The sequence below is a fragment of the Actinoplanes sp. NPDC023801 genome, assembly GCF_040639655.1.
Lineage (GTDB): Bacteria > Actinomycetota > Actinomycetes > Mycobacteriales > Micromonosporaceae > Actinoplanes.
Genome location: NZ_JBFAAI010000022.1, coordinates 1 through 20,011, shown reverse-complemented (window position 1 = coordinate 20,011; position 20,011 = coordinate 1). Strand labels below are relative to the sequence as shown.

General features: G+C 71.7%; 18 protein-coding genes. 7 read left to right on the top strand and 11 right to left on the bottom strand.

Annotated features, from left to right (window positions below; translation table 11 throughout):
* Window positions 1–7: 7 nt before the first annotated feature.
* Entirely contained in the window at window positions 8–4,204 is a 4,197-nt protein-coding gene (locus AB0G04_RS31215) for an AAA domain-containing protein (protein ID WP_360989912.1), read from the bottom strand.
* A 152-nt stretch (window positions 4,205–4,356) separates the two neighbouring features.
* On the opposite strand from AB0G04_RS31215, the gene AB0G04_RS31210 reads away from it, so the two are divergent.
* Window positions 4,357–5,253 (top strand): hypothetical protein, encoded by an 897-nt coding sequence (locus AB0G04_RS31210; RefSeq protein WP_360989909.1) that lies wholly within the window; start codon window positions 4,357–4,359, stop codon window positions 5,251–5,253.
* 140 nt (window positions 5,254–5,393) lie between these two features.
* Here AB0G04_RS31210 and AB0G04_RS31205 read toward each other — a convergent pair whose 3' ends face one another.
* The 6 genes from AB0G04_RS31205 to AB0G04_RS31180 all read right to left on the bottom strand — a co-directional run bounded on the left by AB0G04_RS31205 (window position 5,394) and on the right by AB0G04_RS31180 (window position 9,155).
* Window positions 5,394–6,062 carry a hypothetical protein gene (locus AB0G04_RS31205; RefSeq protein WP_106315251.1) on the bottom strand — a complete coding sequence of 223 codons (669 nt, stop codon included), beginning with the start codon at window positions 6,060–6,062 and terminating at the stop codon, window positions 5,394–5,396.
* 711 nt (window positions 6,063–6,773) lie between these two features.
* Window positions 6,774–7,217, bottom strand: coding sequence for a hypothetical protein (locus tag AB0G04_RS31200; RefSeq protein ID WP_360989906.1), 444 nt, complete (start codon window positions 7,215–7,217; stop codon window positions 6,774–6,776).
* Between the two features lie 77 nt (window positions 7,218–7,294).
* Window positions 7,295–8,056, bottom strand: coding sequence for a hypothetical protein (locus AB0G04_RS31195; protein WP_360989904.1), 762 nt, complete (start codon window positions 8,054–8,056; stop codon window positions 7,295–7,297).
* A complete protein-coding gene (locus AB0G04_RS31190; RefSeq protein WP_360989902.1) occupies window positions 8,053–8,367 on the bottom strand; it encodes a type VII secretion target in 315 nt (104 codons plus the stop codon). Before AB0G04_RS31190 ends, AB0G04_RS31195 begins: the two co-directional genes overlap by 4 nt.
* A complete protein-coding gene (locus AB0G04_RS31185) occupies window positions 8,360–8,749 on the bottom strand; it encodes a YbaB/EbfC family nucleoid-associated protein (protein WP_360989899.1) in 390 nt (129 codons plus the stop codon). The genes AB0G04_RS31190 and AB0G04_RS31185 overlap by 8 nt, the downstream gene beginning before the upstream one ends.
* 82 nt (window positions 8,750–8,831) lie before the next feature.
* Window positions 8,832–9,155: a hypothetical protein gene (locus AB0G04_RS31180; RefSeq protein WP_360989896.1), complete on the bottom strand. Its 324-nt coding sequence runs from the start codon at window positions 9,153–9,155 to the stop codon at window positions 8,832–8,834.
* Window positions 9,156–9,224: 69 nt separating this feature from the next.
* Here AB0G04_RS31180 and AB0G04_RS31175 point away from each other — a divergent pair, with 69 nt between their 5' ends.
* The 4 genes from AB0G04_RS31175 (at window position 9,225) to AB0G04_RS31160 (ending at window position 14,393) form a co-directional block, all read left to right on the top strand.
* Complete coding sequence (locus tag AB0G04_RS31175) at window positions 9,225–10,529, top strand: AAA family ATPase (RefSeq protein WP_360989894.1); 1,305 nt, start codon at window positions 9,225–9,227, stop codon at window positions 10,527–10,529.
* Window positions 10,530–10,544: 15 nt separating this feature from the next.
* Complete coding sequence (locus tag AB0G04_RS31170; RefSeq protein WP_360989892.1) at window positions 10,545–11,549, top strand: beta family protein; 1,005 nt, start codon at window positions 10,545–10,547, stop codon at window positions 11,547–11,549.
* A 19-nt stretch (window positions 11,550–11,568) separates the two neighbouring features.
* On the top strand, window positions 11,569–12,417 hold the full coding sequence (locus AB0G04_RS31165) for a bifunctional DNA primase/polymerase (protein WP_360989889.1): 849 nt from the start codon (window positions 11,569–11,571) through the stop codon (window positions 12,415–12,417).
* A 170-nt stretch (window positions 12,418–12,587) separates the two neighbouring features.
* A complete protein-coding gene (locus tag AB0G04_RS31160) occupies window positions 12,588–14,393 on the top strand; it encodes a GAF domain-containing SpoIIE family protein phosphatase (RefSeq protein WP_360989886.1) in 1,806 nt (601 codons plus the stop codon).
* On the opposite strand, the gene AB0G04_RS31155 is transcribed toward AB0G04_RS31160, so the two are convergent.
* Together AB0G04_RS31155 and AB0G04_RS31150 are read right to left on the bottom strand one after the other, a co-directional pair.
* A complete protein-coding gene (locus AB0G04_RS31155; protein ID WP_360989884.1) occupies window positions 14,286–15,839 on the bottom strand; it encodes a hypothetical protein in 1,554 nt (517 codons plus the stop codon). The genes AB0G04_RS31160 and AB0G04_RS31155 overlap by 108 nt on opposite strands.
* Window positions 15,836–16,924, bottom strand: a complete 1,089-nt coding sequence (locus AB0G04_RS31150) for a hypothetical protein (RefSeq protein ID WP_360989883.1) — start codon at window positions 16,922–16,924, stop codon at window positions 15,836–15,838. Before AB0G04_RS31150 ends, AB0G04_RS31155 begins: the two co-directional genes overlap by 4 nt.
* 119 nt (window positions 16,925–17,043) lie before the next feature.
* On the opposite strand from AB0G04_RS31150, the gene AB0G04_RS31145 reads away from it, so the two are divergent.
* Complete coding sequence (locus AB0G04_RS31145) at window positions 17,044–17,328, top strand: DUF427 domain-containing protein (protein ID WP_360989880.1); 285 nt, start codon at window positions 17,044–17,046, stop codon at window positions 17,326–17,328.
* Between the two features lie 16 nt (window positions 17,329–17,344).
* On the opposite strand, the gene AB0G04_RS31140 is transcribed toward AB0G04_RS31145, so the two are convergent.
* Together AB0G04_RS31140 and AB0G04_RS31135 are read right to left on the bottom strand one after the other, a co-directional pair.
* The gene (locus AB0G04_RS31140) at window positions 17,345–17,677 is read right to left on the bottom strand and encodes a hypothetical protein (protein ID WP_360989876.1); all 333 of its coding nucleotides are present in this window, start codon (window positions 17,675–17,677) and stop codon (window positions 17,345–17,347) included.
* A gap of 49 nt (window positions 17,678–17,726) precedes the next feature.
* Entirely contained in the window at window positions 17,727–17,966 is a 240-nt protein-coding gene (locus AB0G04_RS31135) for a hypothetical protein (RefSeq protein WP_360989873.1), read from the bottom strand.
* Between the two features lie 283 nt (window positions 17,967–18,249).
* Here AB0G04_RS31135 and AB0G04_RS31130 point away from each other — a divergent pair, with 283 nt between their 5' ends.
* Complete coding sequence (locus AB0G04_RS31130; RefSeq protein WP_360989871.1) at window positions 18,250–19,926, top strand: bifunctional diguanylate cyclase/phosphodiesterase; 1,677 nt, start codon at window positions 18,250–18,252, stop codon at window positions 19,924–19,926.
* Window positions 19,927–20,011: the final 85 nt, after the last annotated feature.

The window sequence follows — 20,011 nt, the reverse complement described above, 5'->3', positions numbered from 1 at the left end:
GCGACCTCTAGACCGGTGCGATCTCCAGCTCTTCGACCCGCTGCCAGACCGGGTGCATCGCCACCTCCGGCTCGCGGGCAAAGACACTCCCGCGGATCCGCACGAACACGCAGTTGCCGACCCGCTCCAGCACCGACTGCCGGCGCATGTCGCTCTCCCACTGCTCCGGACCCTGATAGGTGTCGCCGTCACATTCGATCGCGAGGCGCCGGCCGTCCGGCGCGTTCAGCACGAAGTCGATCCGGTACCCGCCGATCCGGAACTGCGGAACCGGGCGATAACCCCGGCCCACCAGCAACTTCAGAACCTCACGCTCGAAATCACTCTCGCAGTGCGCGGAGGGATCGGGCGTCGCGGCCTCAGCCGGAAGATCGATGGCGTACGAGAGGAGCCGCCCCCTGGCATCGTCGGCGAGCAGGGCCCCCGGCCGGACCGAGTGGAAGATCCAGAGCTGATCGCGGGCCCGGGACGCCGCCACGTTGATCCGCCGGTGGTAGTCGCGCTTGGTGAACGCCGCGATCCGCGGATCGTTCTCGGACACCACCATCGAGACCAGCACCACGTCACGTTCGTCGCCCTGGAACGTGTACGCGTCACCGACCCGGAGCCGCCGGGCCTGGATCTCGTCCTCACCGATCGCCTCACGCAGCTGCTCCAGCAGCCAGCCGGCCTGTCCACTGCTGCTCAGCAGGCTGATCACGCCGAGCGTCCGGCCGTCGTACCGGGGATCCGCCACGATCTTGGTGACCCGCTCGACGAGTGCGGTGGCCTCCTCCAGGTTCACGTCGCCGTACCCGGCCAGCGGCTGCCGCACCCCGTCCGGGCAGTGCACCGTCTGGATCGGGGGCAGCGCCGGACGATCCGCCCGCAACGGCCGGATCTTGCCGTCGTAGTAGTTCCGCGACGAGAACTCGATGATCTGCGGCACGCACCGGAAGTGCTCGGTCAGCAGGATCCGCTCCGGCGAGCGACGGACCGCGTGGTCGTAGAGCGACGACTCCGGGTCGAAGTGCTCGGCGGACGGCACCCCGGTCAGATGCCGCTTGATCAGCCCGTTCACCGAGCCCACGAAGCCCAGCTGCGGACCGATCTGCTGGTCGTCGCCGACCACCACGGCCCGTTCGGCGAGCGAGAGCACCGGCAGCGCGAACAGGTCGGCCTGGGACGCCTCGTCGACGATCACCACGTCGAACCGGGCACCGCCGGCGAACTGCTCGATCGCCCGGTCCACCGACATGACCCAGACCGGCACCGCGGTGACCGCCGACTCCATCGCCCGCTGGGCGTGGGCCTGCCAGGTCGCCGCGTTCCGCCCGGTCCCCTTGCCGATCTTGCGAAGGGCCGTGGTCCAGTCGGCAAGCGCGGCCCGCCGCCGGTCGTCGAGCGCCCGGGACACCTCCAGCCACGCCGACGCCACCACGAGTTCGCTGGTCAGCCGCCGGATCCGGTCGCGTGCACGCTCCACCCGGCGAGCCAGCACGGCCGGGTCGACGTCACCGACCACCCCGTCGAACCAGGTCTCCGCGCGCCGCCACTCCCAGGCCTCCAGACAGGCCTGACCGGAGACCACCGGATGCTCGCCGCCGGCGATCTGCGCGGCCCACTCCGGCGCCACCACGGCGAGCCGCCGGTAGGCCGCGTCGAACCGCATCACGTCCGGCTGCAGCAGTACGAGCCGGCGCACCTCGGCGATCGCATCGTCCCAGTCGTCCAGCGTCCTCCACGCCTCGGCCAGGTGCGGCCACGGGGCCACCCGGTCGGCGACCGCCTTCTCCAGGGCCACCGTCTTCTCCAGGCCGAACACCTCGGCCACCGCCTCCAGCACCTCGGCCACCCCGGCCAGGCGCTCGGCGTCCACCGCCAGCTCCCGCTGCGGCACCAGCTCCGCGAGCCGGCGGGCGAGCGGCGGCCACCGGTTGAGGTCGAAGTCGAGCGACTGGTTGGCGTCGGCGAGCAGGCCACCCGCCCAGATCTCCGGGTCACCCCAGCCTCCGGCCGGTTCCGGTACGGCCAGCCGCTGCACCCATTCGAACCAGGCCTCGCCCAGCCGCTGGCGGGCCTGCGCACGGCGTACCGCCTTCTGTGCCACGTCGACGTCGGCGACCGTGCGCAGCGGCTCGCCGTCCACGCGTACCTCGTCGGCCAGCCGGTACAACCCGGCGTGCAGTATCCGGTTCAGACCGCGGCCCGCCTCGAACCGCTGACGGATCTCGGCCAGGCGGGTGAGCAGGAGCTTCGGCTCGGCCAGAATCGGCTCCGGCACCACGATCCGGTGCCCGGACACGTCCCGTGTCAGAGTCGCCAGCTCGGCGAACAGGGTCTCGGTGACGACCACCTGGTCGTTCCAGAGCGTGCGCCAGTGCGGGTCGTCGAGCAGCCGGCCCAGCCGGTCGGTCCAGGTGCCCTCCCGGCGGCGCAGCCACGACACCGCCTCGCGGAGCTCGGTGAGCAGGCTCGCCATGCCGGAACGGCCCTCCGCCCGTACCGCCGCCATGTCGACGCCCTGATCCGCCAACCGGGACAGGTTCTCCTCGGTCCGGGCCATCCGTTCCCGCCCGGCGGCCGCCGTGGCGGCGTCCGGAAGGTCGGAGATCTCCGGAAGGGGCCGCATCGCTGCGGCCCGGTCGTCCGGTGTCAGCCGGACAGCCAGTTTCAGGAGGGTCGCGAACTCCTCGATGGTCAGCGGCGCCGGACCGGAGATCGGGTCCGGGATGCCCCCGTGCGCGGCGGCACGTTCCCGCAACCACCCCCCGACCTCGGCGGGCAGAAGGGCGACGCCACCGATCTGGTACATCTGAGCCTCGCTCTCGGCGATCAGCCGCAGTCCCGCCGTGGCCGCGGTCAGCTCGCGTTCCGCCTCCTGCAGGTTGCGGGTCAGCCGGTCCACCCGGCGCTCCTCGGCGTCCTGGTCGAGCGTCGCCGCCCGGTCGGACAGCTCACGCGCCGCGAGCTGCAACTGCACCAGCTGGTCGGTGGTCCGGCCGAGCACCGCGAGGCAGAGCGGCTGCACCTCCTCGGGCAGGCCGTCGCGCAGCACCCGGAGCGGCTCCTCCTTCTGTGCGACCACCAGCACCCGTTTACCGTTCGCCATCAGATGGCAGATCAGGTTCCGGATCGTGTGCGTCTTGCCGGTGCCGGGCGGACCCTGAACGGCCACGTTGCGATGATGCGCCAGGCGCCGGGCGATCGACTCCTGCGCCTCGTTGGTCGGCAGCGGCATGAGCAGCCGCTCGCCCACCCGATCCCAGCTCTCCGGCTTGTCGTCGGGCATCAGCAGGCGACTCGGCTCGTGCGCCACGATCGCCGCCAGCGCACCCACACCGCCCGGCTCGCCGCCGGTCAGCCGGTCCCGCATGCTCTCCAGGAACCCGCGGAGCTGGCGCTGCCTCGGCCGGGCGAAGAGCACCGCGGCATCGCGGATGAACGCCTCGGCGGCCGGTTTCTCCCCATCGGCGGCGACCACGGTTCGGTCGAACCCGAGCCGGGTCAGAGCCCGTTCGAACAGCTCGCGGCGATCCACGTCGTTCCACAGATCGACCTCGACCGCGCCGCCCGGACCGGTCAGGGCGGACAGCTGCGCGAGGTGACGCTCGTCCAGACCGGCGAGCGCCTCCGCCTGCAACCGGGACGGCCCGGCCGGCGAGACGGTGATCAGAGCGAGATCCGCGTCGTACTCGATCATCACCGGGGTGGCGACCAGCGGGTACCGGACGCGGGCACCGTCGATCGACGTCTCGAGGATGCCGTGCCCCCAGACCAGCTCGGTCGTGGCGGCGGCCATGTCCAGCTGGTGCATCCGGTCGAAGAGCCGGCGGTGCAGCTCACGGGTCTGCTCGGTGGCGGCCGTCAGCTGCGACCAGGGCCGCCAGACCTCGTCCCGCCAGGTCGCGAAGTCCTCCCCCGGCTCGTCCTGCGGCTGCGGTTCCGCGTCGGCGGTCACCTCGGCGCGCAACCGGCGGCGCAGTGCCGCCGGCACCGGCGCCGGACCGGGCATCTCCGGCCGCCCGACCCGCAGCCAGGACGATCCGTCGGCGCCCGGACCGGCCTGACACCCGGGGTGCGCGGGCAGCGAGTGCAACCAGTGCGCGTCGGCGGGCACGATCCGGGCCGGGCGTTCCATCTGGGCCCGGACGGCGAGCAGATAATCAGCGACCGCCACGGCCCGATCCCGGATCGTCGTGGGCGATTCCCGCTGCTCGGCCATCCTCGGGAGTCTAGGGCCTGTTCCGTCGAGGGGGCAGGAGCGAGGCGAGGTCAGCCCCGCCCCCGGCGGCGTCCCGGCTCGGGGCGGCGCGCCCCTTCGGGATACCGCTAAGGTGTCGCCGCTGATCTTGCATCGATGATCTGGGGCCACACGTGAATCAAGGCTGGGCGGAGCGCGACGGAAATGGGCACTACTGGCCCGCACAGCCGCCGGGATTGCCGCCGTCGTTCTATCCCACTCCGGCCGATCCGCTGGTCAGCCCTAACTTCGAAGGCTGGTGGCGACGCTCGTTCGCGCTTGCCGGCCGTATCTGGAAGCCCGCGCTGACCCTGCAGGCGATCCTCCTGGTGCCGATGGCCGCCCTCGTCGTCCCGGCCGGTGTCGTGATGTCCGAGCAGCAGGAGAAGCTGCAGAAGGCGACCGTCGCACGGCCCGGCGACCTCACCCCGCTGGCCGACTTCATGACGGCCGTCCTCGGGTCCGTCGGGCTGACGTTCGTCGCGGCCCTCATCTCCATGGTCGCCACGTCGATCACCGCCCGGATGGTGGTGCTCGCCGCGACCGGTCAGCCGGTGACGCTCAAGGCCGCCGCCGGGACAGCTCTGCGCCGGGCCCATGCCGTGATCGGCTGGCAGATCGTCGCCACGCTGGTGGCCGGCGTGTCCTTGCTGGCCTGCTTCCTGCCGGTCATCTACGTCGCCGCGGTGATCATGATTCTTCCGGTCGTGGTCACGCTCGAACGCGGTACCGGCCTCGGACGTTGTTTCGCACTGTTCAACGCCGACCTCGGCACGTCGGTGTCCCGGATCGCCACGATCTTCGGCCTCAACGTCGCGGCCTCGGTGGTGCTCGGCGTCATCGGGGCCGTTCTGGAGGTCGCTGTCGGCGGAACCACGGGAGCCGTGGCAGCGGGTGCCCTGAACGCCCTCTACTACCTGCCGGCCGGGGTGGTCCTGCCGCCGCTGCTGGTCACCGCATACGCCGACATGCGGGCGCGGCGGGAGCCGTTCTCCACCGCCTACCTGGCCCCGGTCCCGCAGCCGGCCTGACCCACATCCGCGGCCTCCCGAACGGCACCATGCCCACCCGCGACGCTGCGGGTGGGCATGGTTCGTCGATTTCCGCGGTGCCGGCCCCTGAGGGGAACCGCATGCGCCGCGGGCGGTCGATCTCCGCGGTGCCGGGCCCGTCAGGGGAACTGCATGCGGCGCGGGCGCGGGATCACCGGCGGCGGCAGTGGCAGGTCGTCGAGATGGCTCCAGCTGAGTGTGCCGTTGTCGGTGGACTTGATCTCGCCGAGGCAGGCGCGGAGCAGACCCAGGTTGGGTGCGCCCGCATAGCCGGCGATGATCACCTCGGGTTTCGGCGCGATCCTCGCGACGGCGGCGCAGATCTTGGCGACCTCGCGTTCGTCGACCGCGTCCAGCGGCAGCGGTGCCTCCACCGGGGATCGGCGCCACGGCGGGCCGAACCGGCGCAGCAGCTCGCGAGCGAGACGACCGAAGGATCGGCCGACCTCGGCGTCACGCATGGAGACCCGGGCTGACTGGCCGTAGCACCAGGGCACCACCACATGACCGTTGATCAGTACCAGTTGGTAGACCGAACGCGGAACGCTGATGATCTCCGCACCCGGCAGCGTACCCAGGAAGAGGACGAGTTCCTCATAGGGAAGTGCCCACCGAGGATTCGCCAGAACCCGCTCCATGGTCTGGGTCATGGCCGGATGAGCGTGAACTTCGCGGTCGATCGCCGTGCTCAACGCTTCCGGCACCCGGGTCCACAGTTCGTCGGCGACCTTGTCGCCGAACTGCTCGATAAGCCAATCACTCGGACCGACGAGAACGTCTGGACGCATTCCTCACCACCACCGTCCGTGATGCCGACGTCACTGCTGGCTAGAAGAGTTGCACTTCCAATGATCGACTGGAAGGGGGCGGAACGAGATCACAACAACGACCATGAATGAAATCGAAGATGTCGATCAGCGCCCGGTCACAACGATGGAGCGACGAGGCAGCGAGACGCGAAAGATGCAACTTGCGCGTCCCTGCGCAAGCGCAAGTTGCACGCCCGATTCGCTATTCGCGACTACCTCACATTGAAGCCGGGAGTTATTTCCAGGTGGTGACAGCCATGCGAACAGCGCTTCACAGACCGTGATCAAATACCACGTCACCTGCGGCTCCAGGCCTCACCGGCACGGCCGTCCGGCCGGTCGGGGAAACATGAAGGAGCTGAAATGAATTACAGTACGCGCGTCTCTTTTCACGCCCGCCGACCTGAGCAGCCTCTGCGCGAGGACCTGACCCCTAGGGGACACCAGTCAAGTGTCAGATACCCGTCAGATCATTTCGAGAGATGACGAGGTAGCCAGGGAACGCTCTCCCGGGCCGCTGCCCCACTCGAGCCCTTCCCGACTAATCCGACTAGTGTCACTTGCCCGGGTTTGAGGCATTCACGCTGCGTTCCCCAGGACGAGTAATTTCAACCGGCGCGGTGGGTAGATCTACGGGATGCGGAAGAATCGACGGATTGATTTCGGCCGCACTATTTGGCGCGTCGCCAATTAAGGTTGAAATGGCAACCACATCTCCCGATCCTCGCTGTAGGGCGTGACGTTCTCGGGAAACCACACCAGTCCGTTGCCACCATCGGCGGCACCGAGCAGGAAGTCGTACCCGCGCACCAGCGCGATCGGAACCGGCGACACCCGAGCCAGTTCGGTGAACAGCCCCCGGGCCTCGGCAAGCTGCCGGGCGCGGTCACCGACGGTGATGCCCAGCTCGAGCACCAGCGGGAAGACGTCGAGGTAGGACGGCTCGCCGGGATCGGCCAGCTCGTTGACGCGAAGCTCACCGCCCACCGCACCGCCGTCCGGAAGCGGCCGGGACAGGAACGTCTCGCCGCGTCCACCACGGATGACCGTCATACCGAGAGCCGGTGCGATCGCGGCAGCGAACTCCGCCGGCGTGTGACGCGACTGAAAGTAGACATGTTCCCGACTCGACATCGGACGCTTCTCCTTCGCTGGGGACACAACATCAAACCGCCGGCCGATCTGACCCGGCGCCGGGCGGGCAGCCTCAGTCAGCGCACCCGCGATTCCGGCGCCTGAGACGGGTCGACGCCGGGCCGGACGTCCTGCGGGCGAACCCGCTGCCGGACCAGCGCGGCCAGCCGGTCACTCGTTGCCAGCAGCTCCCGCAGGCTGCCGATCAGCGACTTCAGCCACTGACTGATCCGCCCCGCCCACACCGCACAGAGGGCGGTGACCCGCGCCACCACGGCCGGGGTGCCCACGCCCGCGGTGGCGATCAGCTCGGCGGCGGAGGCGATCAACCGGCCCACCACCGCGTCCACGGCGTCACGGATCATCAGCCGCACAGCACCGGCCAGTCCCCCGCTCTCCTGGCTGATCATGGCCGACATGCCGGCCGCCGCCCCGAGGGTCCGCAGTTCGCCGGTCCGGCGGACGATCCAGCCCCGGTACGCCTCCTCGGCCACCCCGCTCCACCCGGACGCCTCCGCGCCGACCGCCCTGGCCAGCTCCTCCGCCTCGGCCGAGAGCCGGCCGGCCACGTCACGCAGGCTCCGCGCGTGGGCGGCGATCCCGGCCGGGTCGCCGGCCAGCCAGTCGAGCGGTTCCGACAGCGGGCCGACGTGCTCGATGAGCCAGTCGGCGCCGGCCCGGCCCAGGTCACCGAGCGGGTCAGCCAGCAGGGACAGTCCGTCGAGCGTGCCGGCGGCGTCCGCCAGCGTGCCGTCGATCCAGTCGCGGCTCCGCACGGCGTCGGCGATCCCGGAGACGTCACCGGCGATCGCCACCCCGGCCCAGGACTCGGTGGTCATCGCGCGGCCCGGACGACGCGAAAGGCCGCGGCCCGGCGCTCGTCGGCTGCCCGGTAGTCCCGCGCCGTGGCCCGCAGCCGGTCACCGGTGTCGTACAGCCCGTCGGCGGCAGCGGCGACACCGGCGGCCAGCGCGTCCTGGAGGTCACCGAGACCGGGCGGGAACATCGCGCAGAGCCGGCCGTAGGCGCCGGGCCCGGCGCGCACCGACTGAGCCCGCCGGCCCGCGGTCGCCACCCGTCCGGCGATCTCGTCGACCGTCCGGGCATGCGCCCCGAGTGCGGCCGGATCGACCCGGACGAGCTCAGACACAGCCGTCGCCTCCGGGTGTCAGGCGGTCGGTGAACGACTCGACGACCGCCCGGCCGGTGGCCGTGTCCGGGCCCATCGTCTCGGCGGTCACAGCCGTCACCGCGGTGATCAGGGCGCCCCGGGCGGCCCGCAGGGTGGTCAGGATCTCCCGGGCGGTGACCGCGGCGGGCCGCTGCCGGATGCCTTCGGCGAGGTCGAGGGCGGTCAGGTCGCCGGGCACCCCCACCGTGACCGTGACCAGCCCGTCGGGACTGCGGGCGGTTTCGGTGAGACGTGCCAGCCGGGACTCCAGGACCCGTGCACGGGTGGCCCGCTCCTCGATCGTGCCGCGCCACTCGTCGATCAGCCGCTCGGCGTCGCCCAGGCTTCCTCCGTCGAACATGCCCGCCTCCTCCATCCACCGTGATGACTTCGCGGCAGACGGTAGCGAGAACAGCGGGAACCTGGGGAAGGCCTGTGGATAACTACTCTGCGTTCACGTGCACGGTGTCCCAGGAGGAGCGGAAACGGTCCGGCGGAAGGTGCCAATCCCGCAGCACAGCCAGCAGTTCAGCCTCGTCGGCAGCCAGTGCTTGGCGTAGCCGTACCGCTCCCAGATCGTGATCGTGACCCTCGAGGCGGTCGGCTTCGAACTCCCAGTGCGCGACCACGAAGCCGGACTCACCGGGGACGATGTGCACGAACGACCACCGGTCCGGGCGGGAGGCCGGGACGCGTACGCCCAGCCGCCGTCCCACCCGCAGCGCGGTCAGCTCCGCGACCGGCCAGTCCCATTCGCGCTCGCCCATGATTCCGCCGACGTTACCGCCGGCGGTGTCGTGACGGTTTCGGTCAAGGGCGGGCGCTACCGTGCCGGGGTGAGTTCCCACGCGCTCGTCAGCCCGGCCGAGGAGGCCGCGACCGTGATCGCCGCCGTCCTCCGCGATCTCACCCAGGGTGATCATCGCGGGGTGGTGGTGGATTCGCCGCCCGGTGCCGGCAAGTCGACGCTCGTCGTGCGGGCCGCCGGGGAGCTGGCCGCCACCGGTGAGCCACTGATGATCGTGGCGCAGACCAACGAGCAGGTGGACGACCTGATCGAACGTCTGGGTACGCGATCGCCGGAGATCGGTGTGGGCCGGTTGTCGGCCGTCGACTACGAGGCGACGCCGCGGGTCCGAGCACATCCGGCGTGCCGGGTGGCGGCCAAGGTGGCCGACCTCGGATCACCACCCGTCACCATCGGTACGGCGGCCAAGTGGGCCACGGTCACCGAGGGCACCTGGCCGTGGGCGATCGTCGACGAGGCGTACCAGATGAGGTCCGATGCCCTTCTGCGGGTGGCGCCCCGTTTCGCGCGGGCCCTCTTCGTCGGTGATCCGGGCCAGCTGGACCCGTTCTCCACCGTGGAGGTGGACCGCTGGATCGGGCTTTCGTGGGATCCGATGCTGAGCGCGGTGGCCGTGCTGCTGCGGCACAACCCGGAGCTTCCGGTGCACCGTCTGCCGGTGTCCTGGCGGCTGCCGGCGTCGGCGGCTCCGGTGGTGGCCGCGGCGTTCTACCCGTTCACCGGGTTCCGTTCCGGCACCGGGCCGGGCGATCGGACGCTGGCCTTCGAACGGCCGGCACGGGACGCGTTCGACGCCGTGCTGGACACCGCCGCCACCACCGGCTGGGGGCTGCACGAGCTGGCGGAACGGTTCACCGTGCGGACCGACGCGGAGGCCGCGGCGGCCTGCGCGACGCTTGCGGCCCGCGCCCTGACCAGGGAGGGCGCGACCGTCTCGGAGGCCGGGACCGGGCCGCTGACCGCCGACCGGATCGCCATCGGTGCCGCACACCGGGATCAGGTCGCGGTGATCCGTTCGATGCTGCCGCCGGAGGCCGCCGAGGTGACCGTGGACACCGCGAACCGGTTGCAGGGCCGCGAGTACGACCTGACTGTGGTGCTGCATCCGCTCTCCGGCCGGCGCGACGCGACCGCCTTCCACCTGGAGTCGGGCCGGCTCTGCGTGCTGACCTCCCGGCACCGGCACTCCTGTGTGGTGGTGGCCCGGGCCGGCATCGCCGAGTTGCTGGACGCGCATCCGTCGACCGAGCCGGTGCATCTGAACGTGCCGGTGAAGTTCCCGGACGGCTGGGAGGCGAATCAATCGATGCTCGCCCATTTGTACCGACTGTGACGTTACCGTGGAACCATGAAGCGCGACCGGGTCTACCACCCGATCCTGCGGCCCCGGAGGGGCGAGTTCACCGCGCTGGCACACCTGTCGGACGAGGAGTCCGATCGGGTCACGCCGATCGTGGAGCTGGAGGCGGACGGCGTCGTCCTCCCGCTGGTCCGTGAGCTGCGGCCGCGCAGCCGTGCGCTCGCTGTCGACTTCGGAGAGGTCCCCGAGCGGGGGCCGGGCCCGGAACAGCTCGCCGGACAGCTGGCCGCCCTGGGACTGACCATGATCCCGGTGCTACGGGCACACGAGAGCGGCCCGCGCCTGGCCGAGCACGGCCGGGCCGCCCGTCTGCACCAGCGGCGTGCCGTGCTGCGGCTCCGGCCGCACGCGGACGCCGGGAACCCCGCCGAGGCGGATGCGGTCACCGAGCGGGTGCTGCGCGCCGCGGAGCTCGAGCCGGCCGACATCGACCTGCTGATCGACCTCGCCGAGACAGCCTGCCGGGCACACGCCGCCGTGGTGGAGGATCGGGCCCGCCGGGTGCTGCGCTGGGCCCACGGCACGCCGTGGCGGTCGGTGAGCGTGGCGGCCGGCGCGATGCCGCCCAACCTCGACGATCTGCCGACCGATCAGCCAGTGGCGGTGGGCAGGCTCGACGCCCGGATGTGGGAGCGGCTGGGCGAGCCCGGCGTGGGGTACGCCGATTACGGCGTGACGTCCCCGGTCCGGCGCCGCGGCGTCCAGCCCCACCGGCAGCTGCCGACGCTGCGTTACACCACCGAGCGGGAGTGGTGGATCTACCGCTGGGCGCGCCGGGGTGGCCGCGATGACGACCGGTGCCACGACCTCTGCCGGACGCTCGTCAGGTCACCGCAGTGGCCGGCCGCCGGTGCCCGCTTCTCGTGGGGTGACGCCGAGATCGCCAGGCGGGCCCGGACCGCGCGAGGCGCCGGGAGTTCGGCCAGCTGGATCGCGTGGAGCACGTCGCACCACATCTCGCATGTGCTGCGGACATGGCCGGGGGACGACTGATTGTCGTACGCTTGTTCTAATGTCGCTGACGACCGCCCTGGCGTACGCCCGGCACGGCATTCCCGTCCTGCCGGTGCACACGCCTGACCGGAGTGGGGTCTGTTCCTGCGACAGAGGAGCCCGGTGCGACCGTTCCGGCAAGCACCCCCGCCTGCGACACGGCCTGCGCGAGGCCTCGACCGATCCGTATCAGATCCGGCTGTGGTGGACGTTCTGGCCGCGCGCCAACGTGGGCCTGCGCACCGGCGTGGTGATGGACGTGGCCGATGTCGACTCGGCGGAGGGCTGGCACGGTCTGTGCCGTCTGCTCGGCGGGAGCGTCCCGGCCGGGCCGCAGGTGCGGACCGGCTCCGGCGGCCGCCATCTCTGGTTCCGCCCGACCGGTTACGGCAATCGGGTCCGGCTGCTGCCCGGACTCGACTGGCGCGGTTCGGGCGGTTATGTGCTGGCCCCGCCGTCCCGGCACGCGAGCGGTGGCGACTACCGCTGGATCCGCCGGCCGGCCGTCGCGCTGCCGCCCGGCCCGGCGGAGCTGGTGGAGCTGATCGCCGGGCCGCCCGGTACGACAGTGTCCCGCCGCACAGTGACCCACCCGGACCGGTATGCGGAGGCCGCTCTCGACGCCGAGGCCGGCCGGGTGGCCGACGCGCCGCCCGGCACCCGCAACGACACGTTGAACCGGGCGGCCTTCGCGCTGGGCCGGCTGGTCGGCGCGGGCCTGCTCGACGAGTGGGAGGTGCGGCGGGAGCTGACCGCCGCGGCCCGGCGTGCCGGGCTGGGCCGGGCGGAGGTCCGGGGCACCATCCGCTCCGGGCTGACCGCCGGGCGGCGCCAGCCGTTCGAGAAACGGCCGCCACACGCGGCCTGAGGAGAGCCGCGGGCCGAGAAGGAGTGCGGGCAGGTGAAGCGCCGTCCCGCTGCGACTCCGGGGTCATGTCACCCGTTCGGGCGGGCTGAAACGGATGATCGGGTCACCGCGGGAGGGCCCGCTCGCGCTCGCCCCCGGTAACCTGACGAGCGAAACCGCAGGGGGCGACGGTGCTTCAGTGGGACCTGATCGGTGACGCCGAGCTCGGCGTGCTCGCCGATCCACCGCGCCTCCGATCGGTGCGCCGGATCGCCGGTGGCCCCGTCCCGGACGCCGCCTTCGACCGCATCGCCATGCTGGTCCACAAGCTGGTCGACGCACCGATGGTCGCGGTCTGCCTGGTCGACGAGGCGAGCCAGTTCCTGGCCGGTCAGGTCGGTGCTCCGGAGCCGCTGGCGTCGGCCCGGCAGATGCCGCTGACCCACTCGTTCAGCCGGCACGTGGTGGTGGCCGGCGAGATGCTCGTCGTGCCGGACGTGCGGGAGGACCCGCGGATGCGGGACAACCCGGTGGTCTCCGAGATCGGTGCGATCGCCTACGCGGGAGCGCCGATCACCGACCCGGACGGCTTGATCGTCGGCACCCTCTGCGCCATCGACCACGAGCCCCGCGTCTGGACCCCGAGTGAGGTGGCCCTGATCGGCGAGCTGGCCGAGGTCTGCTCGTCGGAGGTGTGCCTGCGCATCGCCCGCTCCGCGGAGGAGGATGCCCGCCGCGCCGCCGAGTCGGCGCACCACCAGCTGGAGCTGCTCGCCGAGCTGACCGAGTCGCTGGTCGGCACGATGGACGTGGAGGAGGCGATGCGCCGGCTCGGCGACATCGTCACGGCGACCCTGGCCGACTGGTGCGTGGTCGCGGTCGCCGACGATCCGGGCGGCCCGGCGCGGGTCTTCGCCGCACACTGCGATCCGGAGCGGTCGGCCGACATGGCCCGGCTCGCCGAGCTGGCCGCCGGGTCGCGGCCCGATCTGCGGGCGATGCTGACGGCCGTCCGTGGCCGGGGCCGGCCGGTACGCACGACGGACGGCGCCACCGATCTGGGAGACCGGATCAGCGACGCGGAGCTGGCCGAGATCACCACGCGGGCCGGGTTCGGCGGGTCCCTGATCGTTCCGGTCGTGTCGTCGGTCCGCCGCCGCACGCTCGGCGCGATCCTGCTGGTCAACCGTCCGGAACGGCCTGCCTTCACCGCCGCCGAGGAGTGGACCGCTGCCGAGGTCGGCCGCCGGGCCGGGCTCGCCGTCGAGAACAGCCGCCTCTACCGGGAGCAGCGGCACGTGGCCGAGGTGCTGCAGCGCAGCCTGCTCACCGAGTTGCCGGACATCCCGGGGGTCGAGCTGCATGCCCGCTACCTGCCGGCGCAGGACGGCGCGGCGGTCGGCGGCGACTGGTACGACGCCTTCGCCCAGCCCGACGGCAGTGTCATGGTGGCGGTCGGTGACGTCTCCGGGCACGACATCGAGGCGGCCGCGACCATGGGGCAGCTCCGTAACCTGGTTCGCGGCGACGCGTACGGGCGGGACGAGGAACCGGGTGTGCTGCTCACGGCTCTCGACCAGACGCTGCACGGCTTGCGGGTCTCGGCCTCGGCGACCGCGGTGCTCGCCCGGGTCCGGAAGTCCTGGTCGGGTTACCAGGTCGGGTTCGCCAACGCCGGGCATCCGCCGCCGCTGCTGCTCCTGCCGGACGGCAACGTCCAGGTGTGGTGGGTGCCGCCGGAGCCGCTGCTCGGTCTGCCACCGCGGGAGCCGCGCACCACGGCACGGCGTTTCGTGCCGGCCGGTTCGACGCTGGTGCTCTACACCGACGGTCTGGTGGAGGACCGGGAGCAGCTGCTCGACGACGGCATCGCCCGGTTGTCGGCGGTCCTACGGGAGAACGCGGCCCGGCCCGGTGACGAGCTCTGCGCCCGGCTGCTGGAGGTCGCCCCGCGCCGCAGCGACGACATCGCCCTGCTCCTGGTCAGGCTCACCTGAGACAGCCGGCCCAACAGAAATGTCAGACGCGCCGGAAGCGTCGGGGCCGACGGGAGCGGGCGGGCCGCCGTGCGTCCACGGCGTCTCGGACGGGTCGGGCAGGCTGCCACCGGGCCGGTATGCCTCACTGAGCGTGGTGAGGACCAGCCGCTCGCCCACGGCGGGAACGCTGCCCGGTTCCGCGACCAGTTTCCGGCCCATTCCGCCGGAGAGCTCCAGCAGGACGTCGTTCCCGTCGCCCGACGGGCTGACGGAGACGATCCGGGCTTTCTGGGCGGGCCGGGCCGGCGAGGTCAGCGAGGTGCCGGGCTCGACCCGGACCGGCTCGGTGGTGTGCACCATGATCCGCGGGCGGAGCACCGGCCGGCGGCCGCTGTCGTCGACCCGGTCCGGGTTGGCGAGGGTGACCACTCCGGCGAACGCGGCGCCGCTGAGGCGGTACTCGGCCAGCACCAGCGGGTCGTCGAAGGCCCGCTGGACGGCGTAGCGGGCGGCCGCGTTCTCCAGCCGCTGCAGGCGGGCCGCCGCGGCGACGGCGCCGTCCCTGCGGGGCTGGGGCGGGCCGCCCTCGTTCAGGTTCTGCACGAAGGCGGTGAAGGCGTCGCGGTCGAGGTCCCAGCGCAGCGAGACCCGCTCGCCCACGGGCATCCGGCGCAGCAGGGCGAGGGTCCGCCACATCCGCTCCCAGGTGGGCAGGAGCAGGTCGTGCAGCACCTGGGGCAGCTCCGGGGCCTGCCGTTCGATGAGCGGCGCCAGCACCCGGTTGTCGAAGTCGGGGTCGGTGGCCGGTCCGGCGACCGGGCCGTTCTCGGCGGCGCGGGCGGCCGCGGCGCCGGATTCGATCCAGGCGAGCTGCACGCCGAACTGGGCGTCCTCGGCGCTGCTCTGGCCGGTCGCCCAATGCATGCCGAGCGACTGCACCGCGTTGACCAGCAGCGACGAGCCGGGCACTTCGGCGCTGTTGGCGAAGAAGGTCAGCCATCGGCCGAGCAGCGGCACGGCGGGCGGGACCGCGTACTCCCCCTCGGTCTTGAGGAACCGGGTGGATCGCCCGAACAGGCGCAGGAAGTCGGCGCCGGCCGGATTGGGTACCCAGATCTGGGGCGCGTCGACGTACCGCTGGCGGACGTCCTTGCCGCGGTCGACGGCGACATCCTCGGTGTCGGTGGCGAACGAACCGGCGTACTCGACGAGGATCTCGGCGAGGTCGGCGGCGAAGGTGAACCGTTCGTCGCGGTTGCGGGGCTGGGTGACGGCCAGCAGCCGGGGACGGGCCGGGTCGGTGCCGATCATCGCGGCCAGAGGCGCGTTGGCCTCGCCGGCCATCACCAGCGGGATCAGCACCAGCGGATGGTCGTGGACGTGCAGGTGCCGCACGGTGGCGATCGGCTGGGCCCGGCCGGCCGCGACGGCCTGCGCCCGCGCCAGGGCGATGAGGGCGCTCAAGAGGCAGCGCCGGCGGTGCCCGGGGACAGCGCCTCGGACCGCAGCCGCAGCGCGGCCCGGAGCATGGCCGCCGCCTCGGCCTGGTCCTCGGCCGGTTCGCGGCGCCCTTCGGCGAGCGCCAGCACCTCATCGACGGATTCGATGCCGCCGAGCGACTCGCGCACCGTCCGGCCCAGCGCGGCCGTGCTCCCGTTCGCCTCGTTGCGGCAGTAGACGGAGAGTTCGCACGCGGAGAGGCACTCCGGGGCGTAGCGGGCCTCGACGTGGGCGAGGGCGGCGACCAGGTCGGCCGGTTCGAGCGCGGGGTCGAAGGTGAGGCCGGCCGGCAGGTCGTCGATCAGGTCGGTGACCGCGGCGAGCCGGGACAGCTGCCGGCGCAGGGTCGAGAGTTGTTTGCGGACGTCGAGGACGACCGCGGCGGGCCGCAGGCTGAAGCCGGCCGGGCAGACGAGCACGACTTCATGGCTGACCAGCGCCGGGTCCTGGCCGAGCCGCTCCATCAGCTCACGCAGCGCGAGCACGTAGACGGCGGCCTGGACGGCGGCGCCGGAGACCTTGGCGCTCTCCGCCTGCCCGTCGATGATCGCGAACGATTTGATCTCCACGACCTGGAGGCGGCCGTGGTGGGCGTACGCGATGAGGTCGGGTTCGAGGTAGACGGTCTGGCCGGCCACGTCGAGGGTGAGCAGCGGGTGGTCGATGAGTGCGGAGCGGGCGTCGGCGAGCACCTTGACGGTCCGCTCGTGCCGGTCACCGAGCGAGTCGGCGCTGAGATCCTGGTAGTCGAGGCCGGCGTCGGCGGTGAGCACCTCGCGCAGCAGGGCGCAGTCGTCAGCCTTCAGCATGGCCTCGAAGGCGTTGCCGCGGGAGAGCGCGAACCGGGACTGGCCGAAGCTGCCCGGGAAGCCGACCCGTTCGGCGAGTTTCTGCTTGTCGATGCCGGCCGCGTCGAGGACGGCCCGCCGGTTGCAGCCGGGGTTACCGGTGAGCGCGGCGATGGTGCGCGCGTTGTGGCGTTTGGCCCGCCCGGAGCCGCGCAGCTGGTCCAACCTGGTGCTCTGTCCCATCGAAACGTCGCGCTCCATCGGAAGCTCCATAAGGAATCCGACTCTAGATCTTCAGCCGGGTCGCGGCAATTCACCCACGAGAGGTGAATAAATCGCACATATCAGACACAAACTCGTCCACGCGCTACGTTCGGGACATGCCGAAGGCCATCTGGAACGACGAAGTGATCGCCGAGAGCGACGACACGGTGGTAGTCGAGGGCAACCACTATTTTCCCCTCACCAGCGTCCGTGAGGACGTTCTCGTCCCCTCCGACACGCACACCGTCTGCCCCTGGAAGGGCAAGGCGTCCTACTACTCGCTCCGGGCGGACGGGAACACCGCGCCGGACGCCGCCTGGTTCTACCCCGACCCGAAACCGGACGCCTCGGCAGTACGCGACCGGGTCGCGTTCCGCCGGGACGTCCTGATCCAGGCCTGAGCAGGCGGAGGCCCGCTCACGTGATCCGCGGGTGGGCCTCCTCGATCTTCGCGACCTCCAGGTAGTCGAGCATGTCCCGCTGCTCCTCCGGGCCGAGCGCGTCGAACGCCGCGTACGCCTCCGCGCGGGAGTGTGCCGTCTCGGCCGCGAGCAACGCGATGATCGCCGACCAGGCCAGCGACACCCGGTCGAAGAGCCGTGCCCGGCGCAGCGAGGTGAGCCGCGACAGCATCGCCACCTTGGTCGCCGCGTCGTCGTCGAGCGCGATCCGGTCACAGAGCTCGAACAGCGCCTTGCCCCGATACGGGTGCTCCGACTCGATCAGCCGGGCCAGCTCGGCATTGTCCATCCGGTCCACCGGCGGGGCCGGGCCGCGCCGAGGCAGCGAGGGGCTTGGTTCACCGTGCACGACTGTCGCGTCCGCTCTCGAATCCGTTGCCCGGTGTCTGGTGCGGCAACGTCGGTGTGTGATGAAAGGTCGGGAACGACGGCGCCGGCATCACCGGCTCGTCGGCATCGACCGGGAAACCGTCCGGCATCGCGTCCTCGCCGGTGCGTGGGCCGCCGTCCTCGGCGACCCGCTCTCCATCCAGCACGTTATAGCCCTCCGTTACCGACTTACCGTGATGAAGTCCCATGAGATCACGCCTGTGCAAACCCGGCGAGCACCCACCTTAGTGACTTCCCCTGGTCACCCGACTCGACGACCGCTGTAACACCCCGGCAACGCATCGATCGGACCTGCGGTTCCTCACCCACCGTGATACCGAGGAACCGCACCCGCAGGACGTTGCCGGAATTCCGACACCTCTGCGGGTACGCGCTCCGCGTACCCGAAGATCTCGGGCCGGGGGTCGATTGGTGGCCGGGATGCCTCAACCGGGCCCGGCCGGGACCGATCTGACTCGCCGGAGGTGGATCGTGGGTCGCAACGCTCTCTGGGACCGGGTTCGGGTCGTCGTCGACGACACGGTGGTGCTCGCGTCGCTGGTACTGCTCGCCTGGCCGGTGGCCGATCCCGGGCAGCCCGGTGGGCTGGCGGGCCGCATCATGCCGCTCCTGGCGGCGCTCTGCCTGGGTCTCGCCGTGCTGCTGCTGGACAGCCGCCGCGGTGTGCTGCGGCACGCCACGGTGGCGGCCGCACTGGCCGTCGCGGCGATCCGGCACCTCACCGGGGACCTGCCACCGGTGGCGACCTGGCTGGTGCTGGTGGTGGCCAGTGCCGGGGCGCTGCGCCAGTTCCTCGGCAACCGGATGGACCCGGACCGGAACCGGCAGCAGACGCTGCTCGCCCAGCAGGCCTTCCGGGACCCGCTGACCGGGCTGGGCAACCGGCGGATGTTCGTCGAGTACGCCGAGGAGGTGCTGGCCGCGCCGTCCCGTACCAAGACCGCGGTGATCGTGGTCGACCTGGACGGCATGAAGGACGTCAACGACGTGCTCGGGCACGCCGCCGGCGACGATCTGCTGCGCGAGGCGGCAGACCGTCTCGCCGTGAACGTCCGTGCCAACGACACGGTCGCCCGCCTGGACGGTGACGAGTTCGTGGTGCTGCTGCCCGGTCTGGAGGACGAGCAGGCGGCGGTCGCGGTGGCCGAGCGTGTCCTGACCGAGCTGCACCGTCCGCTGCAGGCGGGCGGGGTGGCACTGAGCATCCGGGCCAGCGCGGGCGTCGCGATCACCGACGGGCACGACGGCCTGGACGGCGTCCTGCGCCGTGCCGACCAGGCCCTGCTGCGCGCCAAGCAGGACGGCGGCGGGGTGGCCCGCAGGTTCGATCCGGTCCTGTTCGCCAAGGCCGAGCAGCGCCGTCTGGCCGAGCAGGACCTGATGCGCGGTCTCGAGGCCGGTGAGTTCGAGGTGCACTACCAGCCGATCGTGGACCTGGCCAACGGCGGCATCACCGTCGGCGTGGAGGCGCTGGTCCGCTGGCAGCACCCGGAGAAGGGCCTGGTTCCACCGGCGCTCTTCCTGGAACTGGCCGAGCAGCTGGGTCAGGTGCCCCGGCTCGGCGGCTGGGTCCTGGAGGAGGCCTGCCGGCAGGCGATGGACTGGCAGAACCGGTTCCCCGGCTTCGAGATGAACGTCAACCTGTCCGCCTCCCAGCTGACCGATCCCCGCCTCGTGGACGAGGTTCGCCAGGTGCTGGTCCGGACCGGTCTGCCGCCGCAGGACCTGGTGCTGGAGCTCACCGAGTCGGTGGCACTCACCGACCTGGTCGAGTCGGCCCGGGTGCTGAGCGCGCTCAAGGAGCTGGGTGTCCGGATCGCTCTGGACGACTTCGGCACCGGCTTCTCCTCACTCAGCCACCTCAGCACCCTGCCGGTGGACGTGGTCAAGATCGACCGGTCGTTCGTACAGGCGATGCCGGAGACCGGTGGCGCGTCGGTGGCCGAGGCGGTGCTGCACATCGCCCGGACCTTCAACCTGTCACCGGTGGCCGAGGGCGTCGAGGACGAGGGCCAGGCGGAGCGCCTGAAGGAACTGGCCTGCGGGCGGGCCCAGGGCTACCACTTCGCCCGCCCGATGCCGGCGCTCGGAGTGACCGAGCTGCTGGACAAGCAGTCCGCCGAGGTGGTCACCGCCGAGCAGCTCTGACCCCCGGCCGGCTCTCACCGCTGTCTCGGAATGCCTGAGACAGCGGCCGGACCGGACCTGGGCACGTTGTTCAGGCCCTCCACCT

Excerpts from the sequence above, each read along its gene's own strand:
- AB0G04_RS31150 (WP_360989883.1), bottom strand. The coding sequence starts at position 16,924 with ATGGAGCGCGACGTTTCGATGGGACAGAGCACCAGGTTGGACCAGCTG.
- AB0G04_RS31140 (WP_360989876.1), bottom strand. The coding sequence starts at position 17,677 with ATGGACAATGCCGAGCTGGCCCGGCTGATCGAGTCGGAGCACCCGTAT.
- AB0G04_RS31180 (WP_360989896.1), bottom strand. The coding sequence starts at position 9,155 with ATGGGCGAGCGCGAATGGGACTGGCCGGTCGCGGAGCTGACCGCGCTG.
- AB0G04_RS31195 (WP_360989904.1), bottom strand. The coding sequence starts at position 8,056 with ATGACCACCGAGTCCTGGGCCGGGGTGGCGATCGCCGGTGACGTCTCC.
- AB0G04_RS31145 (WP_360989880.1), top strand. The coding sequence starts at position 17,044 with ATGCCGAAGGCCATCTGGAACGACGAAGTGATCGCCGAGAGCGACGAC.
- AB0G04_RS31170 (WP_360989892.1), top strand. The coding sequence starts at position 10,545 with ATGAAGCGCGACCGGGTCTACCACCCGATCCTGCGGCCCCGGAGGGGC.
- AB0G04_RS31200 (WP_360989906.1), bottom strand. The coding sequence starts at position 7,217 with ATGTCGAGTCGGGAACATGTCTACTTTCAGTCGCGTCACACGCCGGCG.
- AB0G04_RS31165 (WP_360989889.1), top strand. The coding sequence starts at position 11,569 with ATGTCGCTGACGACCGCCCTGGCGTACGCCCGGCACGGCATTCCCGTC.
- AB0G04_RS31135 (WP_360989873.1), bottom strand. The coding sequence starts at position 17,966 with ATGGGACTTCATCACGGTAAGTCGGTAACGGAGGGCTATAACGTGCTG.
- AB0G04_RS31215 (WP_360989912.1), bottom strand. The coding sequence starts at position 4,204 with ATGGCCGAGCAGCGGGAATCGCCCACGACGATCCGGGATCGGGCCGTG.
- AB0G04_RS31205 (WP_106315251.1), bottom strand. The coding sequence starts at position 6,062 with ATGCGTCCAGACGTTCTCGTCGGTCCGAGTGATTGGCTTATCGAGCAG.
- AB0G04_RS31185 (WP_360989899.1), bottom strand. The coding sequence starts at position 8,749 with ATGTTCGACGGAGGAAGCCTGGGCGACGCCGAGCGGCTGATCGACGAG.